Annotated in this window: 20 protein-coding genes and 1 riboswitch; of the genes, 14 read left to right on the forward strand and 6 right to left on the reverse strand. The window is 62.4% G+C overall.

Annotated features, from left to right (window positions below):
- Positions 1–8 precede the first annotated feature (8 nt).
- The 3 genes from H3V04_RS07035 (at position 9) to ilvC (ending at position 3,947) form a co-directional block, all read left to right on the forward strand.
- Complete coding sequence (locus H3V04_RS07035; RefSeq protein WP_198187747.1) at positions 9–977, forward strand: FAD:protein FMN transferase; 969 nt, start codon at positions 9–11, stop codon at positions 975–977.
- A gap of 399 nt (positions 978–1,376) precedes the next feature.
- A complete protein-coding gene (locus tag H3V04_RS07040; RefSeq protein WP_195760154.1) occupies positions 1,377–2,633 on the forward strand; it encodes an MFS transporter in 1,257 nt (418 codons plus the stop codon).
- A 264-nt stretch (positions 2,634–2,897) separates the two neighbouring features.
- Positions 2,898–3,947, forward strand: coding sequence for a ketol-acid reductoisomerase (ilvC, locus tag H3V04_RS07045; protein WP_015022635.1), 1,050 nt, complete (start codon positions 2,898–2,900; stop codon positions 3,945–3,947).
- Between the two features lie 323 nt (positions 3,948–4,270).
- Here the strand turns inward: ilvC and H3V04_RS07050 are convergent, their stop codons facing one another.
- Entirely contained in the window at positions 4,271–5,776 is a 1,506-nt protein-coding gene (locus H3V04_RS07050) for an amino acid permease (RefSeq protein WP_198187749.1), read from the reverse strand.
- A gap of 204 nt (positions 5,777–5,980) precedes the next feature.
- Positions 5,981–7,456 (reverse strand): amino acid permease, encoded by a 1,476-nt coding sequence (locus H3V04_RS07055; protein WP_232342619.1) that lies wholly within the window; start codon positions 7,454–7,456, stop codon positions 5,981–5,983.
- Between the two features lie 95 nt (positions 7,457–7,551).
- Positions 7,552–7,730: riboswitch (Lysine riboswitch) on the reverse strand.
- 174 nt (positions 7,731–7,904) lie between these two features.
- On the opposite strand from H3V04_RS07055, the gene H3V04_RS07060 reads away from it, so the two are divergent.
- Entirely contained in the window at positions 7,905–8,861 is a 957-nt protein-coding gene (locus H3V04_RS07060; RefSeq protein WP_198187751.1) for a 3-hydroxyacyl-CoA dehydrogenase family protein, read from the forward strand.
- Between the two features lie 18 nt (positions 8,862–8,879).
- Here the strand turns inward: H3V04_RS07060 and H3V04_RS07065 are convergent, their stop codons facing one another.
- Positions 8,880–10,340, reverse strand: a complete 1,461-nt coding sequence (locus H3V04_RS07065; protein WP_198187752.1) for an amino acid permease — start codon at positions 10,338–10,340, stop codon at positions 8,880–8,882.
- Between the two features lie 328 nt (positions 10,341–10,668).
- On the opposite strand from H3V04_RS07065, the gene H3V04_RS07070 reads away from it, so the two are divergent.
- From H3V04_RS07070 to H3V04_RS07105, 8 genes are all read left to right on the forward strand, one after another.
- Positions 10,669–12,135, forward strand: coding sequence for an amino acid permease (locus H3V04_RS07070; protein ID WP_373564713.1), 1,467 nt, complete (start codon positions 10,669–10,671; stop codon positions 12,133–12,135).
- 159 nt (positions 12,136–12,294) lie between these two features.
- Entirely contained in the window at positions 12,295–14,109 is a 1,815-nt protein-coding gene (locus tag H3V04_RS07075) for an FTR1 family protein (protein WP_198187754.1), read from the forward strand.
- Positions 14,106–14,729 carry an iron transporter gene (locus H3V04_RS07080; protein ID WP_198187756.1) on the forward strand — a complete coding sequence of 208 codons (624 nt, stop codon included), beginning with the start codon at positions 14,106–14,108 and terminating at the stop codon, positions 14,727–14,729. The genes H3V04_RS07075 and H3V04_RS07080 overlap by 4 nt, the downstream gene beginning before the upstream one ends.
- Before the next feature lie 13 nt (positions 14,730–14,742).
- Entirely contained in the window at positions 14,743–16,017 is a 1,275-nt protein-coding gene (locus tag H3V04_RS07085; RefSeq protein ID WP_198187758.1) for a DUF2318 domain-containing protein, read from the forward strand.
- A 21-nt stretch (positions 16,018–16,038) separates the two neighbouring features.
- Complete coding sequence (locus tag H3V04_RS07090) at positions 16,039–17,349, forward strand: ABC transporter permease (protein WP_198187760.1); 1,311 nt, start codon at positions 16,039–16,041, stop codon at positions 17,347–17,349.
- Positions 17,350–17,365: 16 nt separating this feature from the next.
- Positions 17,366–18,529: an ABC transporter permease gene (locus H3V04_RS07095; RefSeq protein ID WP_198188019.1), complete on the forward strand. Its 1,164-nt coding sequence runs from the start codon at positions 17,366–17,368 to the stop codon at positions 18,527–18,529.
- 44 nt (positions 18,530–18,573) lie between these two features.
- Complete coding sequence (locus H3V04_RS07100; RefSeq protein WP_198188021.1) at positions 18,574–19,401, forward strand: ABC transporter ATP-binding protein; 828 nt, start codon at positions 18,574–18,576, stop codon at positions 19,399–19,401.
- A 1-nt stretch (position 19,402) separates the two neighbouring features.
- Complete coding sequence (locus H3V04_RS07105) at positions 19,403–19,948, forward strand: FMN-binding protein (RefSeq protein ID WP_198187761.1); 546 nt, start codon at positions 19,403–19,405, stop codon at positions 19,946–19,948.
- A gap of 91 nt (positions 19,949–20,039) precedes the next feature.
- Here the strand turns inward: H3V04_RS07105 and H3V04_RS07110 are convergent, their stop codons facing one another.
- On the reverse strand, positions 20,040–21,329 hold the full coding sequence (locus H3V04_RS07110) for a class I SAM-dependent methyltransferase (RefSeq protein WP_198187763.1): 1,290 nt from the start codon (positions 21,327–21,329) through the stop codon (positions 20,040–20,042).
- Positions 21,330–21,518: 189 nt separating this feature from the next.
- Between H3V04_RS07110 and H3V04_RS07115 the strand changes: the two genes are divergently transcribed.
- Entirely contained in the window at positions 21,519–21,929 is a 411-nt protein-coding gene (locus H3V04_RS07115) for a DUF4186 domain-containing protein (RefSeq protein ID WP_198187766.1), read from the forward strand.
- A gap of 9 nt (positions 21,930–21,938) precedes the next feature.
- On the opposite strand, the gene H3V04_RS07120 is transcribed toward H3V04_RS07115, so the two are convergent.
- A complete protein-coding gene (locus tag H3V04_RS07120) occupies positions 21,939–23,597 on the reverse strand; it encodes an MFS transporter (protein ID WP_198177127.1) in 1,659 nt (552 codons plus the stop codon).
- 223 nt (positions 23,598–23,820) lie between these two features.
- Between H3V04_RS07120 and H3V04_RS07125 the strand changes: the two genes are divergently transcribed.
- Positions 23,821–23,976 carry a hypothetical protein gene (locus H3V04_RS07125; protein ID WP_198187767.1) on the forward strand — a complete coding sequence of 52 codons (156 nt, stop codon included), beginning with the start codon at positions 23,821–23,823 and terminating at the stop codon, positions 23,974–23,976.
- Between the two features lie 325 nt (positions 23,977–24,301).
- On the opposite strand, the gene H3V04_RS07130 is transcribed toward H3V04_RS07125, so the two are convergent.
- Positions 24,302–25,195, reverse strand: a complete 894-nt coding sequence (locus tag H3V04_RS07130) for a 3-hydroxyacyl-CoA dehydrogenase (protein ID WP_198177128.1) — start codon at positions 25,193–25,195, stop codon at positions 24,302–24,304.
- Positions 25,196–25,294: the final 99 nt, after the last annotated feature.

The raw sequence follows: 25,294 nt of genomic DNA on the forward strand, positions 1-25,294 counted from the left end.
GAATCTCCATGGGTCTGCCCTGCCTGGCCGCCTTCCCCGGGGCGGTCGGTACGGGAATCATCATCTCCACGGACGAGCCTCTGGGAGAACGGCTTCACGGCGCCATCGCCGATCTGATCGAGGGTTACGAGCGTGCCCTGTCACGGTTCAGGCAGGATGCCATACCTGCGCAAATGGCCCGGGCTACTCATGGGGGCAGGTTCGTCTTTCCCGACTATTGTCAGGGGCTCTTTGATCTGTATGACAGGCTGTATTGCGCCACCGAAGGGGCCCTGGACCCCATGGTGGGCGAGGACCTGACTCGTCTGGGCTACGGCAGGCAGCCCACTTTCCGGCTGCAGGCCGACGCCGCCGGGCATCTGGGACGGATTCATGGGCGACCGACCTGGGGTGATGACCTCAGACGTCAGGGTGCTGTCCTTATGACTGCCGGACCGGTCAGCCTTGATTTCGGGGCGGTCGGCAAGGGCTATCTGGTGGATCTGATTGCCGACCTGCTCGAGCCTCGGTTCGAAGAGTATCTGATCGATGCCGGTGGCGACATGCGTATGCGGACCTCTCACCCGGTCTCCATCGCCATGGAGGATCCCGCTGACCTGTCTGCAGGCGTGGGCCGGGTCGGGCTGTCCCATGGGTCCCTGTGCGCCTCGGCGCCCAGTCGCCGCCATTGGGCCGACCGGTCCGAGGAGGCTGCGGCGGCCGGACTGACAGCCCTTCATCACATCCTGGATGCCATCAACGGCCGTCCGGTCGACCGCGTGCTGGCCTCCTGGGTAGTGACTGACGAGAAGAACAACGAACACCCCACGGGTCTGGCCGACGGTCTGGCCACCGCCCTCTTCCTGACGCCGCCGGATGCGCTGGCCACCCGGTTCTCCTTCTCCTGCGCACTGATGTATGCCGACCGCCAGGCCGTGATCTCCGACGAATTCCCAGGTCGGTTCTTCAGTGACTCCAATATCCATCCGTCCACATAGTGGACCTGTCTCGTTGGACAAGCCGGTGCCAGGCCTATGGTCGGCACCAATGCGGATGTGCAGAGAACGCATCCGATTCGTGAATGATGAAGGGAGGTTCGCCGTGATGACCAGCTTGACAGACACCCGCCGATTCGGCACCGTGTCCGCACGAATTATTAGCCCGTCCTCACCGGCGGACTGACTCGACAATCTTCATTGTTCGACCCCGTCGGAAGGCGGGGCTGGACGCATAGGCTTCATCGCATCAGACCCTGCCGACAGCGGGGTTTTTCTATAAGGAGATGAGATGAAGTGACGGCAAACGACGTCAGTGTTGCTTCCCCGGCCTCGGCAGCCTCCGCGTCCGGCAGCACCCGTGTGACCCGCAGCTCGGTCCGCACAGTCATCGGGGCCTCCATGGTCGGCACGGCCATCGAGTTCTACGATTTCTACGCTTACGGGACGGCTTCGGCCAACTATTTCCCCAAGCTCTTCTTCCCCAAGACCGATCCGACCGTGGCCCTGTTGGCATCCCTGCTGACCTTCGCCATCGCTTTCATCGCGCGGCCCTTGGGATCCTTGATCTTCGGACACTTCGGGGACCGTCAGGGACGCAAGACCACACTGGTGGTTTCCCTGCTGACCATGGGCTGCTCCACGGTCCTGATCGGCGTCCTGCCCACCTATGCCACCTGGGGGCTCTGGGCCGTTGTGGTCCTCTGCCTGTGCCGGTTCGTACAAGGAATAGGTCTGGGCGGCGAGTGGTCCGGCGCGGCCCTGGTGGCCACCGAGAACGCCCCGGAAGGCAAGAGGGCCCTCTACGGCTCCTTCCCTGAGCTGGGCGCTCCCATCGGCTTCTTCCTGGCCAACGGCACCTACTTCCTGCTGGAGATGTTCTGCACTCCCGAGCAGATGCTGAGCTGGGGATGGCGTGTGCCCTTCCTGCTCTCCGCCATTCTGGTGGTCGTGGGGCTGGCTGTGCGCGTCTCCATGCAGGAGACCCCCATCTTCCAGATGGCCCTGGATCAGCAGAAGGTCGTCAAGACCCCGCTGTTGGAGGTCTTCCGCAAGAGCTGGCGCCAGGTGCTTCAGGCCACCTTCCTGGTCGCGGTCACCTACACCCTCTTCTACACCCTGGCCACCTGGTCACTGGCTTACGGCACCAAGCCCAAGTCCCAGGGCGGCGGCGGACTGGGCTTCACCAACCAGGAGTACCTGCTCATGCTTATGGTCTCCATCCTGGTCTTCGCCCTCTTCATCGTGCTGGCCTGCGTCTATGCGGACCGCATCGGCCGTCGCCGGGTGCTGATCGGCAGCTCCGTTATGCTGGTGGTCTTCAGCCTGGTCTTCCCCTACCTGCTCATGGCCCACCACAACACCTTCCAGGTCATGGTCTTCCTCTGCGTCGGATTCGCCCTGATGGGCATCGCCTTCGGGCCCATCGGCGCCTTCCTGCCGGAGCTCTTCGATGCCAACGTGCGCTACTCGGGTTCCGGCATCGGCTACAACTTGGCGGCCATCGTGGGCGCGGCCTTCGTGCCTACCATCGCCACCTGGCTCTCCTCCCACTGGGGAGTGCGCTCGGTCGGGCTCTACCTGGCCGTCATGGCGGTCTGCTGCCTGGTGGCAGTGCTGACCTGCCACGAAACCAAGGATGTGGACTTCACCAAGTAAGCCCTGGATACATCCCGCCGGCCGGTTCCTCGAATCGCGTCGGTGTCCGAACAACGAATTGCGGACAGTCCATCCGGCCATATCACGAGTATGGTTGGAGGCATACCGTATCCACAGGGTACGGATCGGGGTCAAGGACAAAATCCGTCGCCCCGGTCGAAAGAGCATCGTCCGCCTGGAACAACAACAGGAATTCACAGTATTTTGCGTTCCCCGGCCTGGAAGAGCCGGTCCGGTTGGACCGCACATAAAGGAGTGTAGATAATGGCAGCACAGATCTGGTATGAGAAGGATGGGGACCTTTCGGTTCTGGATGGCAAGAAGGTGGCCATCATCGGCTACGGTTCCCAGGGACATGCTCATGCACTGAACCTGCGTGATTCCGGTGTGGACGTTGTGGTCGGCCTGCGCGCCAACTCCAAGTCGGTGCCCTTCGCCAAGGAGCAGGGCCTGGAGGTCAAGACCGTGCCCGAGGCCACCAAGGAGGCCGACATCGTCATGATTCTGGCCCCCGACCAGTACCAGCGCAACATCTGGCGGGACGACATCGAGCCCAACATCAAGGAGGGTGCGGCTGTCGCCTTCGCCCACGGGTTCAACATCCATTACGGCTACATCAAGCCCAGTGCCGACCATCCGGTCTTCATGGTGGCCCCCAAGGGCCCGGGCCATATCGTCCGTCGTGAGTATGTGGCTGGCCGTGGCGTGCCCGTGGTCGTGGCCGTGGAGCAGGATCCACGCGGCGACGCCTGGGACATCACCCTGGCCTATGCCAAGGCTCTGGGCGCTCTGCGCGCCGGCGCCATCAAGACCACCTTCAAGGAAGAGACCGAGACCGACCTCTTCGGCGAGCAGGATGTGCTCATGGGCGGCGTCAACCACCTGGTCGAGGCTGGCTTCGAGGTGCTGACCGAGGCTGGCTACCAGCCGGAGATCGCCTACTTCGAGGTCTGCCACGAGCTCAAGATGCTGGTCGACCTGATGAACGAGGGCGGCCTGAACAAGGCTCGCTGGTCCTGCTCCGACACCGCTCAGTACGGTGATTTCACCTCCACCGTGGTTGACGAGTCCACCAAGGACAGGATGCGTCACCAGCTGCAGCGCATTCAGGACGGCTCCTTTGCCAAGGAGTTCATTGACGACCAGGATGCCGGCGCCCCCAAGTTCAAGGAGCTCCAGGAGAAGTACTCCCACGAGAAGATCGAGGAGGTCGGCCCCAAGCTGCGCGCCATGTTCTCTTGGAACAAGGACGTCAAGGATGCCGACGAGGCCCAGTCCTTCACCGGCAAGATTGCCCGTTCCCAGGTGCAGTGACCTCTAGGGTCTGTCGGGAGGACCCTGCATAGTCAGACTGACCATTCAGCAAATGGCCGTTCCCTCATCCGGATGCAATGCCGATGAGGGAACGGCCATTTTGTTATCGTGACCTGACATCCACGTTTCAATCATGCTGTCAGAATGTTTCACTGAACGGATCTGTCATGTGGATGTGTGAAATTTTCAAATGCCGGAGGGCATATATGGCAGTGCACCCATTCAGATGATCAATTCCATTTGGGTGGGGGCACTTCTTGTTATAGAGGACTGGGTTATAGAGGACTGGCCCTTCTGCAAGGGTGTCCGCTGTACCTGCTGCCTCATTGGGCGGATTCGGCGCCGGACACGTCCATGTCCTTGAGGCGCACGATCTTGGTGTGGTTGACGAACTTGAAGCCCAGGTAGAGGACCAGGACCAGCACCACGCTGAAGTAGGTCATGGCCATGTGTGGCCAGTTCAGGCTGAGCAAGGAGGGGATGTCCTGTCCGGCGATGACGATGACGCAGAGCACCATGGCCAGGACCGGGCCGAACGGATAGAGCTTGGAATGGTACTTGAGTTCGCTCAGGTCGTGCCCCTGGAGTTTGAAGGCCCTCCGGAAGCGGAAGTGGCTCAGGGCGATGCCGATCCAGGCGATGAACCCGGTCAGTCCGGTGGCGGTCACCAGCCACATGTAGAAGGACTGGCCGAAGATGCTGGAGGCGAAGGTGGCCAGGGACATGCAGACCGTGGCCACCAGGGCCGCCAGGGGGATGCCCCTCTTGGTGGTCCTGGCGAAGATGGCCGGGGCATAGTGGTCCTTGGCCAATCCGTAGAGCATGCGGCTGGAGGCGTAGGCCCCGGTGTTGACGGCCGAGAGGATGGATGTCAGCACCACCGCATTCATGACGCTGGCTGCCGAGGCCAGGCCGGCCCGCTGGAATACCAGGGTGAAGGGCGACATGGCGATGTTCCCGTCAGAGGCTCCCAGGAGGTTGGGGCTGGTGTAGGGGATCAGGGCGGCGATGACGAAGATGGAGAGCACATAGAAGAGCAGGATCCGCCAGAAGACGTCGTTGATGGCCTTGGGGACCGCCTTGCCGGGGTTTTCGGACTCGCCGGCGGTCACGCCCACCACCTCGGTGCCTTGGAAGGAGTAGCCGGCGATCAGAAAGACGCTCATGATGGCCGGGAAACCTCCCACGAAGGGGGCGTCCTTGTAGGTGAAGTTCTTCAGGCCGACCGCCGGCTGGAACATGATTCCGCAGATCATGGCCATGCCGATGACCAGGAAGACGATGATGGTGGCCACCTTGATCAGGGAGAGCCAGAACTCGGTCTCTCCGAATGCGGAGACCGTCAGGGCGTTGATCAGGAAGACGATGACCAGGACCAGCAGGCTCCAGATCCATCCTGGGGTATGGGGCAGCCAGTACTGGATCAGCAGTGCGGCGGTGGAGATGTCCACGGCACCCGAGATGGTCCAGTTCAGCCAGTAGTCCCAGCCCATGGCGAATCCCAGGGCCGGATCCACGTAGCGGGCGCTGTAGGCGGCGAAGGATCCCGACACCGGTAGGTGGGTGGCCAGCTCGCCCAGACTGGTCATCAGAAAGTAGACCATGACGCCCATGGCTATGTAGGCCAGAAGTCCGCCGCCGGGGCCGGCTGTGGAAATGGTGGAGCCGGAGGTCATGAACAGGCCCGTGCCGATGCAGCCGCCCAGGGCGATCATGGAGATGTGGCGGGTCTTGAGGTTGCGCTTGACGCTGCCGTAGCCATGATGCTCTTGCCCGGCCCGGTCGGATTGATTGGTGTTCGACGCTGCATTGCTGGTGTTCCGCGTCATGATCCTCCTCCTTTTGGCTGGGCGACGCACCGGGGAGTCCGGGGTCGTACTGAAATTGCGATTCCTGATATGCCGGCTGGATGCCGGAACAGATTCATATGGCCGGGTCCTTGAGCCGGTCCTCGAACGCTTAGGGAGTCTATGCCATTGGTGTGGCTTTCCAGCTCCCATGGTCATAATGTGTCATGCTAGTTGACAAATCTTTCATAGCGATTCCGGATCCCCGCTCAAATCCATCTCATTCAGGGGAACGATACGGGTATGGTAGCGGATTTTGTAGCCCAGATAGAGCGCAAGTACCAGGGGCACGCTGATGTAGGTGACGCCGATCTCCTGCCAGTTCCAGTTGACGAAGGCCTCGAAGTTCTGCCCGCCGATGACGATGACGCATAGGACCAGAGCCAGGATGGGCCCCAGGGGGAAGAGCTTGGCATGGTAGCGCAGCTCCTCAACCCGGTGGCCCTGGACCACCCAGGCGCGGCGGAAGCGATAGTGGCTGAGGGCGATGCCGATCCAGACGATGAATCCGGTCAGCCCCGAGGCGGCCACCAGCCACATGTAGATGCGCTGGCCGAAGATGCTGGCGGCGAAGGTGGCCAGGGAGACCACCAGAGTGGCGACCAGCGAGGCCATGGGGATGCCGTGACGGGTGGTGTGTCCGAAGAAGGCCGGGGCGTAATGGTCCTTGGCAAGGGCGTAGAGCATCCGGGTTGAGGCGTATACCCCCGAGTTGGCGGACGAGAGGACCGAGGTCAGGATGATGGCGTTCATGACGCTGGCTGCCGAGGCCAGGCCCGCCCGTTGGAATACCAGGGTGAAGGGCGACATGGCTATGTCCCCCTGGGCGGAGCTGAGCAGGTTGGGGCTGGTGTAGGGGATCAGCGCGGCGATGACGAAGATGGACAGAATATAGAAGAGCAGGATCCGCCAGAAGACGTCGTTGATGGCCTTGGGAACGGCCTTGCCCGGGTTTTCGGACTCGCCGGCCGTGACGCCGATCAGCTCGGTGCCCTGGAAGGAGAAGCCTGCTATCAGAAAGACGTTGAGAATGGCGGGGAATCCGCCCACAAATGGGGCATCCTTGTAGGTGAAGTTGCCCAGGCCCACGGCCGGGCGGAACATGATTCCGCAGATCATGGCCAGACCGATGACCAGGAAGACGATCACCGTCACCACCTTGATCAGGGAGAGCCAGAACTCGGTCTCGCCAAAGGTGGACACGGTCAGGGCATTGATGAGGAAGATGACCACCAGGACCAGCAGGCTCCAGACCCAGCCTGGGGTGTGGGGCAGCCAGTACTGGATCAGCAGGGCTGCGGTGGAGATGTCCACAGCCACGGTGATGGCCCAGTTCAGCCAGTAGTTCCAACCCATGGCAAATCCCAGGGCCGGATCCACATAGCGGGCGTTGTAGGCGGCAAAGGAGCCGGAGGTGGGCAGGTGGGTGGCCAGCTCGCCCAGGCTGGTCATCAGGAAATAGACCATGAGGCCCATGGCCGCGTAGGCCACCAACGCGCCTCCCGGTCCGGCCTTGGCGATGGTGGAGCCGGAGGTCATGAACAGTCCGGTGCCGATGCAGCCGCCCAGGGCGATCATGGTGACGTGGCGGGTCTTGAGGTTGCGTTGGACCCGGTCGGTGGATGCGGAGGGAATGGCTTTTCCGCCCTGCCTGGTCGCCATGACTGCTCTTCTCCTCGAACTGACCTGAGAGCCCTATGACGATGGTTCCGGCCAGTTCCGCTCAGGCGGAATCCAGACGCATTGCCTGTCCGTACACTGCACATAGCGCTCCGCAACATCGGGTTGCGACAGTCCCGGACCTGTTCGACCCGGGCCCAACGGGACGGATGGGCGGATCCGCGCCGTTTCGGCCGGACCTCCTTTCGCCGGGAATGGACGACACCGCACTGTCTGCTCCCGGTTACTGATAGGTTCGGCGACCTCTTCAGTGGTTTTGCAATTACGGGCCAGCATAGAGGGATTCTCAGACAAGGCTCAAACCGCTCACTTGTCCTCGATGACCGATAGGCAAATCCGCAATGTCTCTGGCTGCGCTGGGCGGTCCTGGTTGCGCCGCTTGACTGCCTTAGGATAAGTATGAATTCGTTAGGAAAGAAGGCAACCACTGATGAAGGTCGACGACATCAAGGTAATCGGCAATATCGGAGCGGGAACCATGGGGCATGCCACGGCGCTCCAGTTTGCCATGCGAGGGTATCCGGTCCGGCTGGTGGACTCCAGCCGCCAGGCCCTGGACCGTGGGAGGGGATTGATCGAGCATGATCTGGATACCTTTATCGGTGCCGGGCTGATTCCCCAGGATCAGAGGGAGAGCGTGCTGGATCGGATTCAGGAGGACACTGATTACGGCATTCTGGCTGATGCCGACTTTGTCATCGAATCCGTCTTGGAAGACATGAATGTCAAGCACCAGGTTTGGCAGCAGGTGGAGACCATAGTTGGCGAACAGACCATTCTGGCTACCAATACCTCGGGACTAGGGCCCACTGAGATCGCCTCGGTGCTGCAACATCCCCAGCGGTTCCTGGTGGCCCACTTCTGGAATCCCGCCCAGCTCATGCCCCTGGTCGAGGTGGTGCCTGCTGCGGGCACCGACCAGGGCGTGGTGGACACCACGGTCGAGCTCATGAACCGCATCGGCAAGCATGCCGTGGCGCTGTCCACGGAATCGCTCGGATTCGTGGGCAATCGCATCCAGGCGGCTGTTATTCGGGAGTGCCTGAATATCGTGGAACAGGGCATCGCCACTCCGCAGGCCGTCGACGAGATCGTAACCTACAGCCTTGGGCGGCGGTGGAGCATCCTTGGACCCATCGCCAGTGCTGACCTGGGAGGATTGGATGTCTTCGACAATATCTCCAAGTACCTCTACGACGATTTGGACAACCGTCCCGGTGAGGACCCGATCTTGAAGGCCAAGGTTCAAGCGGGAGAGCTAGGCGCCAAGAGCGGCCAGGGGTTCTATTCCTGGCAGGGGGCCGAGAGCCAGGCCATGATCGCCGACCGCGACCGGCGGCTGCTGGAGGCGCTGGTCGCGGACCGCAAGAAGGAGGAGGGCCGCTGAGTTCTCCCGCTTGTATCGCTACTGCGCTCGCCGCTGGGTCAGTTGGTAGGCCACCAGGAGGACGATCAGCCAGATGGGCCCGGCGATGACGGCCACCCGATAGCTGGACGAGAAGCACATGAGCACCACGATCATGGCCAGGAAGGCCAGGACCGCCCAAGGGGTCACCCGGGCAAAGGGCAGCTTGAAGTGCAGGGCGTTCAGAGCGTTTTCGCCGGTCTTGCCCGCCAGGTCGCCGGGTCCCTCGCCGCGAGCAACGGCTCGCCGGAAGAGCATCTCGGTCACCATGATCATGGACCAGTTGATGATTGCCGAGATTGTGGCGATGCTCATCAGATAGTTGAAGGCGAACTGCGGCCAGAGGAAGACCACGACCACGGCCAGGGCGATGATGCAGGCCGAGGTCAGCACTCCTGCGTAGGGCACCCCTCCCTTGGACAGCTTCCCCAGATACTTGGGGGCATTGCCCTGCCGGGCCAGGGAGAAGAGCATGCGGGAGTTGGAGTAGAGGGCCGAGTTGTAGACGCTCATGACTGCGGTCAGGCAGACGAAGTTGAGGATGCCTGCGGCCGCGTGGACTCCAACCGAGTCGAAGATCTGGACGAAGGGGCTGACGACCATACCCTGAGCATTGGGCTTGCCGATGGCGTTCCAGGGAACCACGGCCATGATCACCCCAAGTGTCAGGATGTAGAAGACCAGGATCCTCCAGATGATGGCGTTGGTGGCCTTGGGGATGGTCCGACGGGGATCGGAGGCCTCCCCGGCGGTGATGCCGATGAGTTCCGTGCCGCCGAAGCTGAACATGACCACCGCTAGCGACATAAGCAGACCGGTCCACTGGCCATTGGCCCCGTGACGCATGAGTCCGTTGGGCAGGAACCCGCCGCCCACGGTGAACCAGTTGGCGAAGGAGGCCCGCAGTCCGTTGGCCGTGGGCAGGGCCATGACCACGACGGCCAAGCCGCCGATGATCATGGCGACGATGGCTGCGATCTTGATGATGGCGAACCAGAACTCGAACTCGCCGAACTTGCTGACTCCCATCAGATTGGCTGCCGTAATGACCACCAGGAAGAAGGCCGCGGAGACCCAGGCGGGGATTGCCGGGAACCAGAAGTTGACGAAGGTGCCCACCACGGACAGTTCGACCATGGATACCAGCACATAGTTCATCCAGTAGTTCCACCCCGAAACGAACCCTGCCCGCTTGGACCAGTAGCGGGTGGCGTAGTAGCTGAAAGCGCCGGACTTGGGGTCTTCCACGCTCATTTCGCTCATGGCCCTGACGATCATGAAGATGGCCAGACCGCCTATCAGATAGGCGATGATGATGGCCGGCCCAGCCAATGAGATGGATTCCCCGGACCCGTAGAAGAGTCCCGTTCCGATGGCGCCGCCCAGCGAGATGAGCTGGATATGCCTGTTCTTCAGGGTCTTGCGCAGGTTCTTGCCCTGCGACTCCTTGGGTTGATCCATGGGGATGTCATTCCTTAGGTGGTGGTAGTGGCCAGCTGAATGTTGCCGGCCGACAGGGCCAACACTATAGGAGCCGACCCGAGCCGGATGACCATGCCTTTACATTGTGGAATAAAGGCGTCCGCCATGTGAGACGGTAAATTCACCGAATGATGACCGCCGGGCCCTACCATGGGCGTCGGTGCCTGCCGTCCGCTCCCGGTTATCGACACCTTTGTGGTATTGCTGACCTACCGGCCTCGATGGGCATCCCTTCCTGGGCGGCGATGATTAATGGGTTGTGAAGACAAGGAGGTGCAGTCGCATGAACCGTATGGGCAATGGCCCTTTGGCGCAGCAGAATCAAGGTGACGGCACCTCGGCAGGCGACGGCATGGAACGCGGTCTGAGCAATCGTCATGTGCAGTTCATCGCCATCGGCGGCACCATCGGCACCGGGCTTTTCCTGGGGTCGGGCAAGTCCATTGCCCTGACCGGACCCTCCATCATCCTGGTCTACATCGGCGTCGGCGTGATCATGTACCTGCTCATGCGGGCCATTGGCGAGCTCATGTATCGCAGCCCCGTCCAGCACACCTTCATCGCTTTCATCAGCCGCTACCTGGGCCAGGGGTGGGGGTCTTTCGCCGGTTGGTCCTACTGGATCGTGCTCATCCTGATCGGCATGTCCGAGCTGACCGCCGTGGGCACCTACTTCGTCACCTTCTTCGGCACCTTCGGCATCGATCTGAGCGCCTGGCGGGGTCTGATCGAGCTCTGCTTCCTGACGGCCATGGTGTGCATCAACCTGATTGCCGTGAGGGTCTTCGGGGAGACCGAGTTCTGGTTCTCCATGATCAAGATCACCCTGATCCTGGCCATGATCGTCACGGCTGTGGTCATGGTCATCACGGGCTTCCACTATCCGGCCGTCCGTATGCCCGGACAGGATCGGATCAGCCCGGCCGGGCATGCCGGTCTGGACAACATCACCACCGGTCTGAGTCTGGCGCCCAACGGGTGGATGGCCTTCTTCATGAGCTTCCAGATGGTCTTCTTCGCCTACGAGATGATCGAATTCGTAGGGGTGACCGTCTCCGAGACCCAGAATCCCCGCAAGGTCCTGCCCAAGGCCATCAACCAGATCATCCTGAGGGTGCTGATCTTCTACGTGGGCGCCCTGGTCGCCATCATGCTGATCGTGCCCTGGCGCTCCTTCCGGCCCAACGCCGACGGCAGCTTCACCTCGCCCTTCGTCATGGTCTTCCGTTACGCCGGGGTGGATTGGGCGGCTGCGCTGGTCTTCTTCGTGGTCATCACGGCAGCCAGCTCCTCGCTGAACTCCCTGCTCTACTCCGCTGGCCGCAACCTCTTCCAACTGGCCGCCGCCGGCCACTCTCCGGTGATGCGCAGCCTGCATACGATTTCGCGCCGCGGCAAGGTGCCCGCCCGGGCCATCGTCCTGTCCGGGGTGCTGATCCTCCTATCTCCGGTGTTGCATCTGCTGCCCGGGTTCGAGGACACCTTCGTCCTGTTCACCTCCTGCTCCAGCGCGGTCATCATCTTCATCTACATCCTGACCCTGCTTGCCCACCGCCGCTACCGGACCAGCAAGGACTTCATGCCCGATGGGTTCATCATGCCGGCCTACCGGGTGACAGGGGCCGTTGCCATCGCCTTCTTCGTCCTGATCTACCTCTCGCTCTTCCTGGCTCCTGACACCCGCTATCCAGCCATACTGGGATTGGTCTGGCTGCTGGTATTCGGCGGCATCTGCCTGTGGAAGCATAAGGGTGAGCCGTTGGCGGTCGACTGACCATCTGCGGGCGCGGGCGCATTATATGGCTTCAAAACGGTATAAACAAGTCTGTTTTTCCGCTTGTGCCTGAGCTAGATTGATTTTCGGTAATTGTCAAATCGGCCTTCGTTTCTCGCAGGTTCGATTACGAGGGACTGACGAAGGAGATCATCGCCCATGGTTGCACAGGTCGGCAGGACACGAGTGGCCAGGACCGCTGGCTCCCTGCTCTCATGCCTGCTGTTGGCCCTGATGTTCCTGGTCCTGCAGACCCCGCAGTCGGCCATGGCGGCGAGCGGAGCCACGGATTATGACAGCTGGACCCAGGTGGCTGGTTCCGTATCCCATCAGCTGGATCGAGGGTGTGAGGATTATGCCCGGGGGGATCGCGCCGGGGCGGCCTCGGAATTCATGGGGGCCTACAACGTGGGTTACGTGGGCTCCGGATTCGTTTCGGTGGTGGGGTCGACCCTGGGGCAGGACAGGCGCAACGCCCTGGACGGGCAGTTCCAGGCCCTGCAGAATCAGGCCTACGCCCCGGATGCCGGGCAGGCCCTGACCCAGGGCAGCGAAAAGCTCAAGGCCGATCTGTCCGCTGCGGCCACCCAGCTGGATGCCACCCAGGGGCTGGCCAATCCCCGCGCCTACGCCAAGGATCAGCGGGAGCAGATCAAGGCGGACCGTCGAAGGCTGGACGCGGCCAAGAAGCATCGGAACAACGGCAAGGGCGACCGGACCTGGACCCAGGTGGCCCACGAGATGACGCCCATCCTGGATCAGGCGCTCGCTCAGGCATCCAAGGGACAGGGCCAGGCGGGATCCGATCTGGTCAACAAGGCCTATTACCAGTATTACGAAAAGCTGGGCTTCGAGAAGAACGTCATGAACGCCATCAGCGGCAACAGGGTCTCGCAGGTCGAGTACCAGTTCAAGGAGACCCGGATGGCCATGGTGGCGGGCAAGCCGGCCAAGACCCTGGTGAACGATCTGAAGAGCATGCTGGTCGAGGACGCAGCCACTCTGGATGGGGGCGCCGCGGACCAGGTCAACGGATGGACGACCTTCCTGACCTCCGCCTTCGGCCAGGCCTTTGTGGTCCTGCTGAGGGAGGGACTGGAGGCCATCCTGGTGGTGGCGGCCATCATCGCCTACCTGGTCAAGTCTGGCCATAAGGACAAGGTTCGGCACATCTACTGGGGCATTGCGGCAGGTCTGGTGGCCAGCGGGCTGGTGGCCCTGCTCTTCACCCTGCTCTTCAACGGGAACGGCCCCCAGCAGGAGATCCTGGAGGGCGTGGTGGCCCTGGTGGCCATGCTCATGCTGCTCTACACCAGCAACTGGATGCTGTCCAAGTCCTCTGTGGAATCCTGGAACCACTACATTCAAAGCCGGACGGTGGCTGCCATCTCAAATGGCGGCGTGATCTCCCTGGCCCTGCTCTCCTTCCTGGCGGTCTTCCGGGAGGGTGCTGAGACGGTCATGTTCTACCAGGCCATCTTCGCCATGGCCCCTGGTGGCAGACGGGAGATCTGGACCGGTTTTGCGGCTGCCGCCGTGGTCCTAATCATCGTTTTCGTGCTCATCCGCTTCACCTCGGTCAAGATTCCCATCCGGCCCTTCTTCATCATCACCAGCCTGCTCATGGCGGTCATGGTGGTCATCTTCGCCGGGGGCGGCGTCCATGCCCTGATCGAGGGCGACCTGGTGCCGGCCACCTACCTGCCCGGTGTGCCCACCAGCGACTGGATCGGGCTGTATCCCTACACGCAGACCATCGGCGCCCAGATTCTGGCGGCCCTGGTCGTGGTCGTGCTGGCAATTGTGTCGACCCACCGCCTGCACAAGCAGGAGCGGTCACGGTCGAATCAGGACTCCGGCGGGTCGCCGTCGGCAACCGTCCATCGGACGGAAACCGAGCAGGCCGCCGAAGGGGCTGTGCCCTCTGAGGTCACGGCATCCATGCAAACACCAAAGAGCGAAGGACAATCATGAAGAAGAGACAATTGACCGCCCTGGTCGCGCTGGTGCTCTCAGGCACCCTGGCCCTGGCGGGGTGCGGCTCCGGCGGGTCAGGCACCCGTGAGGCCCAAGCGCCTGAGGCTTCCGACTCCTCCCAGTCCTCGGCGGGCAAGGGAGCCGGGTTCGAGGAGATCCCCATCCCGCCCGACGATCAGCAGAAGGGCCCCCTGAACATCGGCACAGTCTTCTTCCAGCCCATCGACATGGAGCCCGCATCCATGGGGTTGAAGGCGGCGGATGCCAGCCTGCACCTGGAGGCCGATATCCACGCCCTGCCCAACAACAACCTGGGCTATGCCAAGGGTGAGTTCGTTCCGGATCTGACCGTCAACTACACCATCGAGAACAAGGATGACCCCAATGACAAGCAGTCCGGCACCTTCATGCAGATGAACGCCTCGGATGGTCCGCATTACGGAGCCAACATCAAGATGGAGAAGGCCGGATCCTACAAGCTGACCTATTCCATCGACTCTCCCGAGAAGAAGGGTTGGATGCTGCACGTCGACCCGGAGACCGGCGTGAAGGGGCACTTCTGGACCGAGCCCATCGTGGTCAGCTGGGACTGGGACTACACGCCCCACCAGTGGTAAGCTGCTATGCACCATGCTTGAGCAATTTGTCACGGTCTTGCCGGGGACGCTGGCCCCGGCCCTCCTGGTCATGGTTTTCAGCGTGCTTCTGGGGGTGGGCGAGGGCCGCGATCGGCCCCGTTCCTCCTCCTGGCGACTGATTGGCCTGGGGGTCGGCGTGCTGGGGGCGTTGATCTTCGCCCTCCTGCGCGCCACCGTGATCATCAACCGCCGGACCATGGTCAACTACCCGACCCTGGTAGCCTGCGTTCTGACCGATCTGGCGGCCATCGTGGTGGTGCTGGCCGCCGACCGGCTGGTCTCGGACTGGCATCGCCGCCCCTGGGCCATGGATCTGGCCAACGCCCTGGCGGCCCTGGCCATAGCCCTGACCACCTTCCGTGCCCTACCCGACGTGATCCTGCAGCTTACGGCCTTTGTTGAACCGGGGGAGCCGGTGCTGACCTCGGCCATGCTTCTGCGGGCCCTTGGCTTCCTGCTGGGTCTGGCCGCCGCTGTGACGGTGGCCGCGATTCTGCGGACCATGCATACCTCCTGCCCTCGGATAGCCTTCCGCCTGGCCACCCTGCTCATGGTGGTCCTGCTGCTGGTCCGGCACGGCGTGGCCCTGGTGGCCCTGATGCAGACAACCGGCCTGGTTCTTCTGCACGGCTGGGCCTTCCGGGTCATGGCCCTGGGCTATAACGCCGACCTGATCCTGGTCCTTGCCCAGGTGCTGGTCTTCATCATTCCGGTCCTGGCCTGCCTGGTTGCAGGCTGGCGTATGCCGGTGACAGGAGCCTCCACAGCAGAAGACCGTAGCCACCGGGCCTTCCGCCGAAGGGCCCTGGCATCGGCGGTCTGGAGCCTGGTGGCCATGATCGGCGTCACCCTGGCCCTGACGGTGGGCACGGCCCAGGCCCACAAGGTTCCCGTGCTCTCACCTCCGGAGCGGTATTCCCTGACTGCCGATACGGCTACCATCCGTTTCTCCCAGGTGGAGGATGGCCACCTGCATCGATTCAGCTACCGGGCCAAGGACGGCACCGAGATGCGCTTTATCATCATCCGCAAGAACGGCGCGGCCTATGGTGTCGGGCTGGACGCCTGTGATAATTGCGGGGATGCGGGCTATTACGAAAAAGACGGCAAGATCATCTGCAAGAAGTGCGACGTAGCCATCAACCTGGCCACCATAGGGTTCAAGGGCGGCTGCAATCCCGTCCCTCTGCCCTATAAGACCGGTCGGGGCGCGATACTGATCAGCACCGCCGATCTGGATGCTCTGTCTTCGCACTTCAAGAGCTAAGAGAGGGAAGGAGCGGTTGGTATGTTCTTCATGCGAATGATGCTGCGGTCATTCAGCCGCCAGTTCGGGCGAAGAATGCTCATCGCCGTCACTGTCTGCCTGTCGGCCTGCGTGGCTACGGCCATGCTGGGGGTGGTCTTCGACGTGGGCGACAAGCTCAACGCGGAACTGTCCACCTACGGATCCAACATCACGGTCCAGGCCAAGGCTGATGCCGTGGTCTCCGACCTCTACGGCGACCAGGAGGGCAGCCCCTCAGGCGATGAGTCAACGCCAACCGCCTTCCTCAAGGAGTCCCAGGTGCCCAAGATCAAGACCATCTTCTGGGCCTACAACATCACCGACTTCGCTCCCCGCCTGGATCTTCGTGGCACTGTGGACCAGGTCGGTGCCCCCCTGGTAGGCACCTGGTTCGGCCGGACCATCAAGGTAGACAGCGGTGAGAGCAGCACTGCGGGTCTCAAAGGTCTTCGGCCCTGGTGGAAGGTTCAAGGGCGCTGGCCCAAGGACGAGGCTGGATCCGGTGGCCGAACCGAGGCCATGATGGGCAAGGAGCTGGCTGCACGACTGGGCGGCCGTCAGGTTGGTGACCAGGTCAAGGTCGGTCTGGGCGATCAGCTGCGGACCGTCACCATCGTGGGCATCTTCGACTCCGGTGATGCCGATGCGGCCTCCCTCTATCTGCCTACCAGGCCGTTGCAGGAGATGTCCGGTCTGACCGATCAGATTGACCAGGTGGAGGTCAAAGCCCTGACCACGCCCGAGAACGACCTGGCCCGCAAGGCCGCACGAAACCCTGCTGCCCTCTCCCAGGACGAATGGGAGACCTGGTACTGCACGGCTTATCCCTCCTCCATCGCCTACCAGATCGAGGAGGCCATCCCCGGGTCCATGGCCAAGCAGGTCAGACAGGTGGCTGCCCTGCAGGGCGATGTTCTGCAGAAGACCCAGGCGGTCATGATCCTGATGACCGTGCTCAGCCTGCTGGCGGCAGCCATCGCCGTGGCCAATCTGATGGCGTCCTCCATATCCGAGCGGTCCTCGGAGTTCGCCCTGCTCAAGGCCTTGGGCGCCACCGACGGGGCTGTATCCCGATTGGTGCTGGCCGAGACGGCCCTGATCGCCCTGGCCGGGGCTCTGGTCGGCGCCTTGCTGGGCTCCGGAGTGGCTCAGATCGTAGGCAGGGTGGTCTTCGGCTCGGGAATCACCATGCGGCCCATGGTCTTCGTGCTGGTCTTCGTGCTGCTGGCCCTGACCGTGCTGCTGGCGTCCATCTCGTCCATCAGATCGATTCTGCGGCTTCGGCCGGCGGAGGTGCTTCATGGCCGCTGATCGCCATAAGAGCCATATGACCAACACCCGCATGTTCCTGACCATGCTCTTCGGGGCCGTCTTCCGTCGTCGTGGCCGGGCACTGATGGCCGTGGTGGCCTCCCTGGTGGGGGCGGCCACCCTCTTCTGCCTGGCGGCGGTCTGTATCGAGGCTCCCAGGCAGATCAACCAAGAGATGCGTTCCTACGGGGCCAACCTGGTCGTTTCGCCCATCCAGGGGGACAACCGGTCCGCCGGCATCGAACAGGGCATGGTGGACCACACTACCCACATGGTGACCGCCAAGGCTCCGGCAAGGTACGCCACCTATCGATATGAGACGGTGCAGGTCAATGCCGGGGCCTGCGAGATGGCCGGCATCCACCCCGATCAGGTGCGTCAGCTCAACCGTCACTGGAGTGTGGAGGGTTCCTGGCCCCGGCCCGGTTCGGTCATGGTGGGGCGGGACCTGGCTGATTCGCTGGGGCTGACCACTGGCAAGCAGATGACCATCGGCTACCCGGCAAGCCAGGTCACCGGCACAGGCAAAGGCGGAGGCCAGGGGCGAGACTTTCGTGTGGGAGGCATCGTCGATACCGGAGGTCCCGAGGATCGGATAATCTACGCCGACCTGGCCGACCTGGAGCTCCTGACCGGGGCCAAGCGGGGCACCGATGTCATCGAATACTCGGTCAACACCATGACCTCGGGGCTGAAGACCATCGCTGCCAGCATCAACGACATGACCTCCATGGGGGTCAAGGCACGGCCGGTCACGAGGATTACGGCGGGCGACAGCCATACCATCGCCATGCTCCAGTCGCTCTTCTGGCTGGTTTCGGTGGTGGTTCTGGTCCTTACCTTTGTGGGCGTGGGGACCACCATGGCCTCCATCGTCTCCCAGCGGCGCAGCGAGATCGGCCTGCGCAAGGCCCTGGGCGCCTCCTCACGGGGGATAGCCATGGAGTTTCTGGCGGAGTCGGCCTGCTACGGATTGGCCGGAGGTCTGATCGGCACCGCCCTGGGCTATGGCTTCGCCCGGCTGCTCTGCCTGTCCGTCTTCCAGCGTCCGCTGGGCTTCAACTGGTGGCTGGCCCTGGGCACGGTCCTGCTGAGCGTGGCCATATCCATGATCGCATCCATCCGGCCGGTCCTCCGGGCTTCGCGTATCGACCCGGCCCTGGTTTTGAGGGAGGAATGACAATGACGCAGGCAAAGGCGAGCGAGTTCCAGTCGGGCGGCGGCATGCTGCTGGACCTGGACCATGTTTCCAAGATCTACGGCGATCTGCACGCCCTGGACGACCTGAATCTGAGCGTCCCGCAAGGTCAGTGGCTGGCCGTGGTGGGGTCCTCCGGCTCAGGCAAGACCACGCTGATGAACATTCTGGGTTGCATGGACACCCCCAGCCGGGGCTCGGTCCGACTGCAGGGGCGGCCGCTGGAGGATCTGAGCCAGTCCCAGCTGGCCGATGTGCGTAAGAACGTAATCGGTCTGGTTTTCCAGAAGTTCTATCTGGTCCCGCATCTGACCGCCCTGGAGAATGTCATGGTGGCCCAGTACTACCACTCGGTGGTGGACGAGGACCAGGCCATGAAGGCCCTGGACCGTGTGGGTCTGGCGGATCGGGCCCGCCATCTGCCCAGTCAGCTTTCGGGCGGCGAGCAGCAGCGGGTCTGCGTGGCCCGGGCGCTGATCAACGAGCCCAAGCTGATTCTGGCTGACGAGCCCACTGGCAACCTGGATGAGGCCAACGAGCGGATCGTGCTGGATCTCTTCCGGCAATTGCATGACCAGGGAACCTCCCTGATTGTGGTCACGCATGATGCCCTGGTGGCCTCCTGCGCCCAGCGGGAGATCATGCTCAACCACGGTGTGCTGGCCGGCGAGCAGTGGAATGATGAGGAGGCCAAGCGGGCCTACCTGGCAGCCGGAGGCCGTCCGGCCTTCAGCGGGGCTCCTGTCGATTCAGGGGACCAGGATATTCCGGTGGGCTTCCATGACCCCACCAAGACGGCCAAGACCGGCGGCTCCCTGCCGGGATCGGCCATTGATGGAGAAGGAGGGCGTTGAAATGGCCAAAAGCAAATCCCGGGGACTGGCCACGGCCTCGGCAACCCTGGCGACCCTGGTGGCGGTCGGCTCCCTCCTGGGCGGCTGCGGAAGCCAGGAGGCCAAGCCCATGGACGACGAGTTCGCCGGATCGGGCGCAGAGTCCAGCTCTGCACCAGAGTCGGGAGCCGGCTCTGCGGGCGAGGGCAAGCCTGCGGCCGTCTCCCGTGATGGACTGCCGACCGCTCCGGCTGACACGGGCAACTATCACGATGGTACCTACGCCCTGACGGGCAAATACGGGCATGACGGGGCTGACAGCATCGATGTGGACCTGGACCTGTCGGGAGGCCAGGTGACCAGGGTCCAGGTCCAGGGGCATTCGGATTCGCCCATCTCGCGCGGCCACATGGAACGTTTCGCCCGGGCTGTGCCTGGTGTAGTCCAGGGACGCCCGCTCAAGGACCTCAAGGTGGACAAGGTGGCTGGGGCCAGCTGGACCTCGGACGCCTTCAACAAGGCCCTGGATTTGGCCCGGCTGGAAGCTTCGGCGGACAGGTCGTCCTGAGAACCGGGCCGTAAGAGTAGCAGGCTTTACGGGTGGCGGAAACAAAAAAGGGGCGAGGATTTGACTCCCCGCCCCTTTTCGGGCCTTTAGGCTACCGGTCCCACCAGGGCCGCAGCGGATAGGTGTCCGTGCCGGTCTCGGGATCAGGCTTGATGCACTGGAACTGGTGTATCTGAATGTTGTCGAGTTCGAAGTTGAGCCGCGCGCCGGCCATGTACAGGCCCCAGAGCCGCGCCTTGGGCTCGCCCACCATGGGCTTGGCCTGGCTCCAATGCTCCTGGAGGTTCTCGGTCCAGTGCTTGAGGGTCAGCGCATAGTGCTGACGCAGGTTCTCCTGGGTGATGACCTCGAAGCCGGTGTCCTGGATGGCCAGTTCGATCTCGGCCGGGCTGGCCAGCTCGCCGTCGGGGAAGATGTAGCGGTCGATGAAGCCGCCGGCCCGCTTGTGGTCGTGAGAGTTGGTGCGGGTGATCTGGTGGTTGAGTAGGATGCCGCCCGGACGCAGCTTGTCCATCATCTCCTTGAAGTAGGAGGGGTACTGCTTGTAGCCGACATGCTCCATCATGCCGATGGAGCAGATTCCATCGAAGCCGGACTCGGGCACGTCGCGGTAGTCCATCAGCCTGACCTCGGCCAGATCCTGCAGGCCTTCCTGGCGGATCCAGTTCTGGGCCCACTCGACCTGCTCCTCCGCCAGGGTCACGCCGATGACATGGATGCCGCGGCGGGCGGCCGCGATCTCCATGGAACCCCAGCCGCAGCCCACGTCCAGCAGACGGTCGCCCTTGTTCAGGTGCATCTTGTCCAGGACCATGTTGAGCTTGTGCCACTGAGCGTCCTCCAGACTGTCGTCCTCCTTCTCGAAGACGGCGCAGGTGTAGGTCATGGAGGACCCCAGGAAGAGCCGGTAGAAGTCGTTGGACTGGTCGTAATGGTAGCTGACGGTGGCTGCGTCGCCCCGGCGAGTGTGGGGACGGATGCCTTCGGTCAGTCGCTTGGCCAGGGAGGGCCCTTCGATGGCCGGCGGCTCGGGCACGCGCACTCCGTGCGAGAAGACGGCTCCGGCCGCCCGGGCCAGCTCCATCTTGCTGGGGTGCTTGACGAAGTGCTTGAGGCCCATCAGTTCCTTGAGGACCTGGTAGGGGTTGCCTGGCAGCAGCTCGGGAGAATCCAGATCGCCCTGCAGGTAGGCGCGGGCCAGACCCAGGTCGTTGGGATTTTCCGTGATGTAGTACATGGCACGGGAATTCTTGACTTCCAGATGCAGCGGCGCTTGGTCCTGCCCGAAGACCGACCCATCGAAGGCGGTCACCTGCACAGGCGCGTCGGGGGTGAGGAAGAGCCCGATCATCTCGGCTACAGTCATCTTGCTTTTGGCCATGAAGCCCCCTTGTGTGACCCGGACATGACCGAACATGGCGGGTCTGGTAGTTAGTGGATACAAGTACTGTCTTCACCCTACCCCTGACACTGGTCCCTAACGGTGTCATGTTCGGTGAATTATTCCGCATGGGAAACCTTGCCTGGGTACAGACTCTTTGGTAAGGCAGAACATGGAGGCGAGCAGGGAATGAACAGCAGCGAATCAGCGTCGACCGGGGCGGATGAGGCCTGGACCCAGGGCACTCTTGCCAGGTTGGGGCATTCACGCTTCCGGGCCGGTTTCTCCCTGTCGGCCAAGGATCGCGCCTACGCCCGTGCCAAGGGTAGGGATACTATCGACCGCCACGCCCATGAGATGCTGGCCAAGCGTGTGGGGCCTGCCCACCCTTTGAAGGATGGCAAGCAGACCCCCTACCGCGGGCATCCGGTCTTCACGGCCCAGCATGCCACAGCCACCTGTTGCCGGGGGTGCATCGAGCGCTGGCATCATATACCTCGAGGCCGGGCTCTGACCGATGCGGAGGTTGATGCCCTGGCCAGGCTGGTCATGGCCTGGATCGAGCGGGATTTGGTGAATCACCCGGTCCGTTCGGCCTGACAGCGCCTGCTACTTCTTGTTCCTGGTGCCTGTGTGGGAAAGGCCCAGAAGCTTGCGTGTCTCGGCAGCCAGCTTTTTCGGTGTCTTGCGCACGCCACTCTCTTCGGCATCCTTGATGATGGTCTTCACATCCAGGTCGGGATTACGGTCCTGGGTGGCCACCAGGTCGCGTGCCTCCTGCCGGTTGAGCACGGTGGGCAGGGTGCCGGGCATGGGGCGCCGGGCGGTCTCCGCCAGGAAGAGCACGGTAATTAGACCGCAGGTGGAGGTGAACATGATCCAGTAGGCGGGTGCCAGGGACTTGCCGGTCGCTGTTACCAGACCCTCCATGATGACAGGTGCGGTACCGCCGAAGACGGCCACAGCCAGGTTGTATGACAGTCCCATGCCGCCGTAACGGGAGGCAGTCGGGAAGAGGGCCGGCAGGGTGGAGGCCAGGTTGGCCACGAAGAAGATGACCGGGATGGCCAGCAGGACCAGTCCGCCGAAGACGGCACCCGTGGTCTCATGCTCCAGCAGTCGGAAGGCCGGCAGGGACAGGCACAATCCGGTGAATGCTCCCATGAACAGCACCTTCTTGCGTCCGAAGCGGTCGGAGAGGGCTCCGGTAATGGGGATGCAGCAGGCCACCATAAGCAGGACCGGCAGGGAGAGCAGGTTGGCCTGGGCCGTGTTGTAGTGCAGGGTGCCTGACAGGTAGGTGGGCATGTAGGCGGTCAGCGTGTAGCTCAGGGTGTTGGCCGCAGCCACCAGGATGAAGGCCATGAGCAGCTCCCGCCAGTAGCCGCGGATCAGGTCCAGCAGGCTCTTGTGTTGGCTCTTGGTCTTTTCGGCGCTGGCATCCTGGGCTTGGCGGAAGGCAGGGGTGTCCTGGACCTTGGCCCGGAAGTAGACCGCGATGGCAGCCAGCGGCAGGGCGATGATGAAGGGGATACGCCAGCCCCAGGCCAGCATGGCTTCCGGGGAGATGGAGAACTCCAGCAAGGAGACCAAGGCTGCTCCGAAGGCGTAGCCGAGGTAGGATCCCACATCCAGCAGGGAGGCGAAGAAGCCGCGATGCCGGTCCGGGGAGTATTCAGTGACCATGGTCGAAGCGCCTGCGTACTCGCCGCCTGTGGAGAAGCCCTGAATCAGCTTGAGCAGGATAAGCAGGATGGGTGCCAGCGGGCCGACGGCCGCATAGCTGGGCAGAAGGCCGATCAGCAGGGTGGCTGCGGACATGCTCAGCAGGGTGAAGGCCAGAATGCGCTGGCGGCCGACCTTGTCGCCCAGCTGGCCCAGGACCACGCCGCCCAGCGGTCGGGCAACGAAAGTCACAGCGAAAACACCCAGGGAGAAGAGCCGCTGTACGGCATCGGATGCGTCGGACAGGAAGACGCGGCCAATGGTCACCGCCAGGTAGCCGTAGACCCCCACGTCGTACCATTCCATGAAGTTGCCGACCACGGTGCCTGCGATGGCCCGCTTGAGGGTGGACCTGTCCACCACGTTGATGTCGGTCAGATGCAGGCGCTCGCTCCAGCCCCGGTGCGGTCTGGGGTTCTGCTTGCGGGCCTTGCGTTTTGCTGCGGCCTGCTGCTTCTTGATTTGCTTGGCTGTCTGCCTATTGCGCCGTTCCTGCTCATGCTGGCCGCTGTCCGCGGCCGAAATTTCATCGTCCTCTGCCATTGTTCCTTCTCCGGCCACTAGGCCGTTGTTCGTCTTTTCCGCCTCTGTGATTTCCCTATCTGCCTCTTCCCTTAGCGGTTTTCACAAAAATGCCATAAATATACAGCTTACCACGCCCCCTGTTATGAGCCGTGAAAGGCCATGCTTCAGCCTCACGGCCCACTTAGCAGGATTCGATTCAAGCCTCGAGGAATCCGAGATTCCGGTAGCAGGAATCAGAAGAGTGGCAGAAGCTCTGATCGGGCTCTTCTCCAAGCTCGTCCAGGAGGGGGTTTGGTTTGAGGATTGTCGCCCTGCGTCGGCAGAGGATGCTGTAGATGGTCCGAGGGAGCCCTTGGATGCGCCCATAAGCGGCATCAGGATTGTGCCGACTGCGTAGTCAGACTTCAGACTGCGGTCCTATGCCGCTGGATGGGGACCATGCCAATCTGCCGGGCAAACGAAACAATTCGACTGTAGATGTTCGAATCCCGCTCGATTAGTGTCATGCTGTCAGCTATGTCCCGCAGCCAGATTCAGTTGGCGGAATGTATGTTTGGGAATTTACTGGGTCGGCCAGTGTCGGGTGCCCAAGTCGAAGCGCGGTTTGGAGATCGATTTCGATTGAGAATGCTGTGTGAAAAGCGGACCCGCCCATTGGGGGAGGTGCGTCACGACGCGGTCCCCTGCAATGGGCGGGCTCTATTGATAGAAAAGCTGTCCTGTCAGGCCTTCAGGAAGTCAGGATCAGCAAAGGCGGGGTTGGGATAGGTGTAGAACCCTTCTCCCGAATCCTTGCCGGTCTTGCCCTCATCCATCATCTTCTGGATCTTATCCATGAAGGGCTTGAAGTCAGGGTTGTCGCCCTGCTGCTCCTTGGTGATGTTGAAGGCCGTCCGCAGCCCCACAACGTCGAAGATGGCAAAGGGCCCCATCGGGGCGCCCGTGCCGATCATCCAAGTCTTGTCCACCGTCTCCGGGTCTGCGATGTCGTGTCCCCAGAGGTGGGCGGCGGCGTTGAGCAGGGGGATGAGAAGGGTGTTCAGGACGTATCCCGGCTGCTCCTTCTTCAGGACGATGGGGACCATGCCGATTTCCTTGGCATAGTCCACGATCTCGTTGAAGACCTTGGGGTCGGTCTGCTCGGAGCCCATGATCTCTGCGGTGTTGTTCAGCCAGACCTGGTTGGCGAAGTGCATGTTCAGGAACTTGTCCGGCCTGCCCGTGTCGGGTGCGAAGGTGCTGGGCACGTAGGTGGAGGAGTTGCTGGTGAAGATGGTGTCCTCGGGTGCCAGCTTGGCCAGGCTCTGGTAGAAGTCGTGCTTGATGGAGGGCTTCTCGGGGACAGCTTCGATGACCAGGTCAGCGTTCTTGACAGCCTCGGCCATATCGGCGGTAAAGGACATGTTGTTCAGTCCGGCATCGAACTGCTCATCAGTGGCGTTGATGTCGTGCTTGTAAGAATCGCGCAGGCTCTTGACACGCTCCTCTGCGGCCGCCACCGCCTGATCGTTGATGTCGTAGATCGTCACTTTCTTGCCTTTGAAGGCTGATTGATAGGCGATCTGGCTGCCAAGCACCCCACCGCCGGCAACCGTGACATTATGAATGTTCGTCATAGAAACCTCTTTCATTCGTGGTATCCATCCTTGGATACGCTCTTCCATAGTAGAGCCAGGTCTTGGACGGGACCTGACTCACAGATGTAGCAGACAGAC

Source organism: Bifidobacterium sp. M0353 (genome assembly GCF_016100645.1).
GTDB classification, from domain to species: domain Bacteria; phylum Actinomycetota; class Actinomycetes; order Actinomycetales; family Bifidobacteriaceae; genus Bombiscardovia; species Bombiscardovia choladohabitans.

Bases quoted from the DNA above. Each gene is read 5' to 3' on its own strand.
- H3V04_RS07035 (WP_198187747.1), top strand. From the start codon at position 9: ATGGGTCTGCCCTGCCTGGCCGCCTTCCCCGGGGCGGTCGGTACGGGA.
- H3V04_RS07040 (WP_195760154.1), top strand. From the start codon at position 1,377: ATGGTCGGCACGGCCATCGAGTTCTACGATTTCTACGCTTACGGGACG.
- ilvC (WP_015022635.1), top strand. From the start codon at position 2,898: ATGGCAGCACAGATCTGGTATGAGAAGGATGGGGACCTTTCGGTTCTG.
- H3V04_RS07050 (WP_198187749.1), bottom strand. From the start codon at position 5,776: ATGACGCGGAACACCAGCAATGCAGCGTCGAACACCAATCAATCCGAC.
- H3V04_RS07055 (WP_232342619.1), bottom strand. From the start codon at position 7,456: ATGGCGACCAGGCAGGGCGGAAAAGCCATTCCCTCCGCATCCACCGAC.
- H3V04_RS07060 (WP_198187751.1), top strand. From the start codon at position 7,905: ATGAAGGTCGACGACATCAAGGTAATCGGCAATATCGGAGCGGGAACC.
- H3V04_RS07065 (WP_198187752.1), bottom strand. From the start codon at position 10,340: ATGGATCAACCCAAGGAGTCGCAGGGCAAGAACCTGCGCAAGACCCTG.
- H3V04_RS07075 (WP_198187754.1), top strand. From the start codon at position 12,295: ATGGTTGCACAGGTCGGCAGGACACGAGTGGCCAGGACCGCTGGCTCC.
- H3V04_RS07080 (WP_198187756.1), top strand. From the start codon at position 14,106: ATGAAGAAGAGACAATTGACCGCCCTGGTCGCGCTGGTGCTCTCAGGC.
- H3V04_RS07085 (WP_198187758.1), top strand. From the start codon at position 14,743: ATGCTTGAGCAATTTGTCACGGTCTTGCCGGGGACGCTGGCCCCGGCC.
- H3V04_RS07090 (WP_198187760.1), top strand. From the start codon at position 16,039: ATGTTCTTCATGCGAATGATGCTGCGGTCATTCAGCCGCCAGTTCGGG.
- H3V04_RS07095 (WP_198188019.1), top strand. From the start codon at position 17,366: ATGACCAACACCCGCATGTTCCTGACCATGCTCTTCGGGGCCGTCTTC.
- H3V04_RS07100 (WP_198188021.1), top strand. From the start codon at position 18,574: ATGCTGCTGGACCTGGACCATGTTTCCAAGATCTACGGCGATCTGCAC.
- H3V04_RS07105 (WP_198187761.1), top strand. From the start codon at position 19,403: ATGGCCAAAAGCAAATCCCGGGGACTGGCCACGGCCTCGGCAACCCTG.
- H3V04_RS07110 (WP_198187763.1), bottom strand. From the start codon at position 21,329: ATGGCCAAAAGCAAGATGACTGTAGCCGAGATGATCGGGCTCTTCCTC.
- H3V04_RS07115 (WP_198187766.1), top strand. From the start codon at position 21,519: ATGAACAGCAGCGAATCAGCGTCGACCGGGGCGGATGAGGCCTGGACC.
- H3V04_RS07120 (WP_198177127.1), bottom strand. From the start codon at position 23,597: ATGGCAGAGGACGATGAAATTTCGGCCGCGGACAGCGGCCAGCATGAG.
- H3V04_RS07130 (WP_198177128.1), bottom strand. From the start codon at position 25,195: ATGACGAACATTCATAATGTCACGGTTGCCGGCGGTGGGGTGCTTGGC.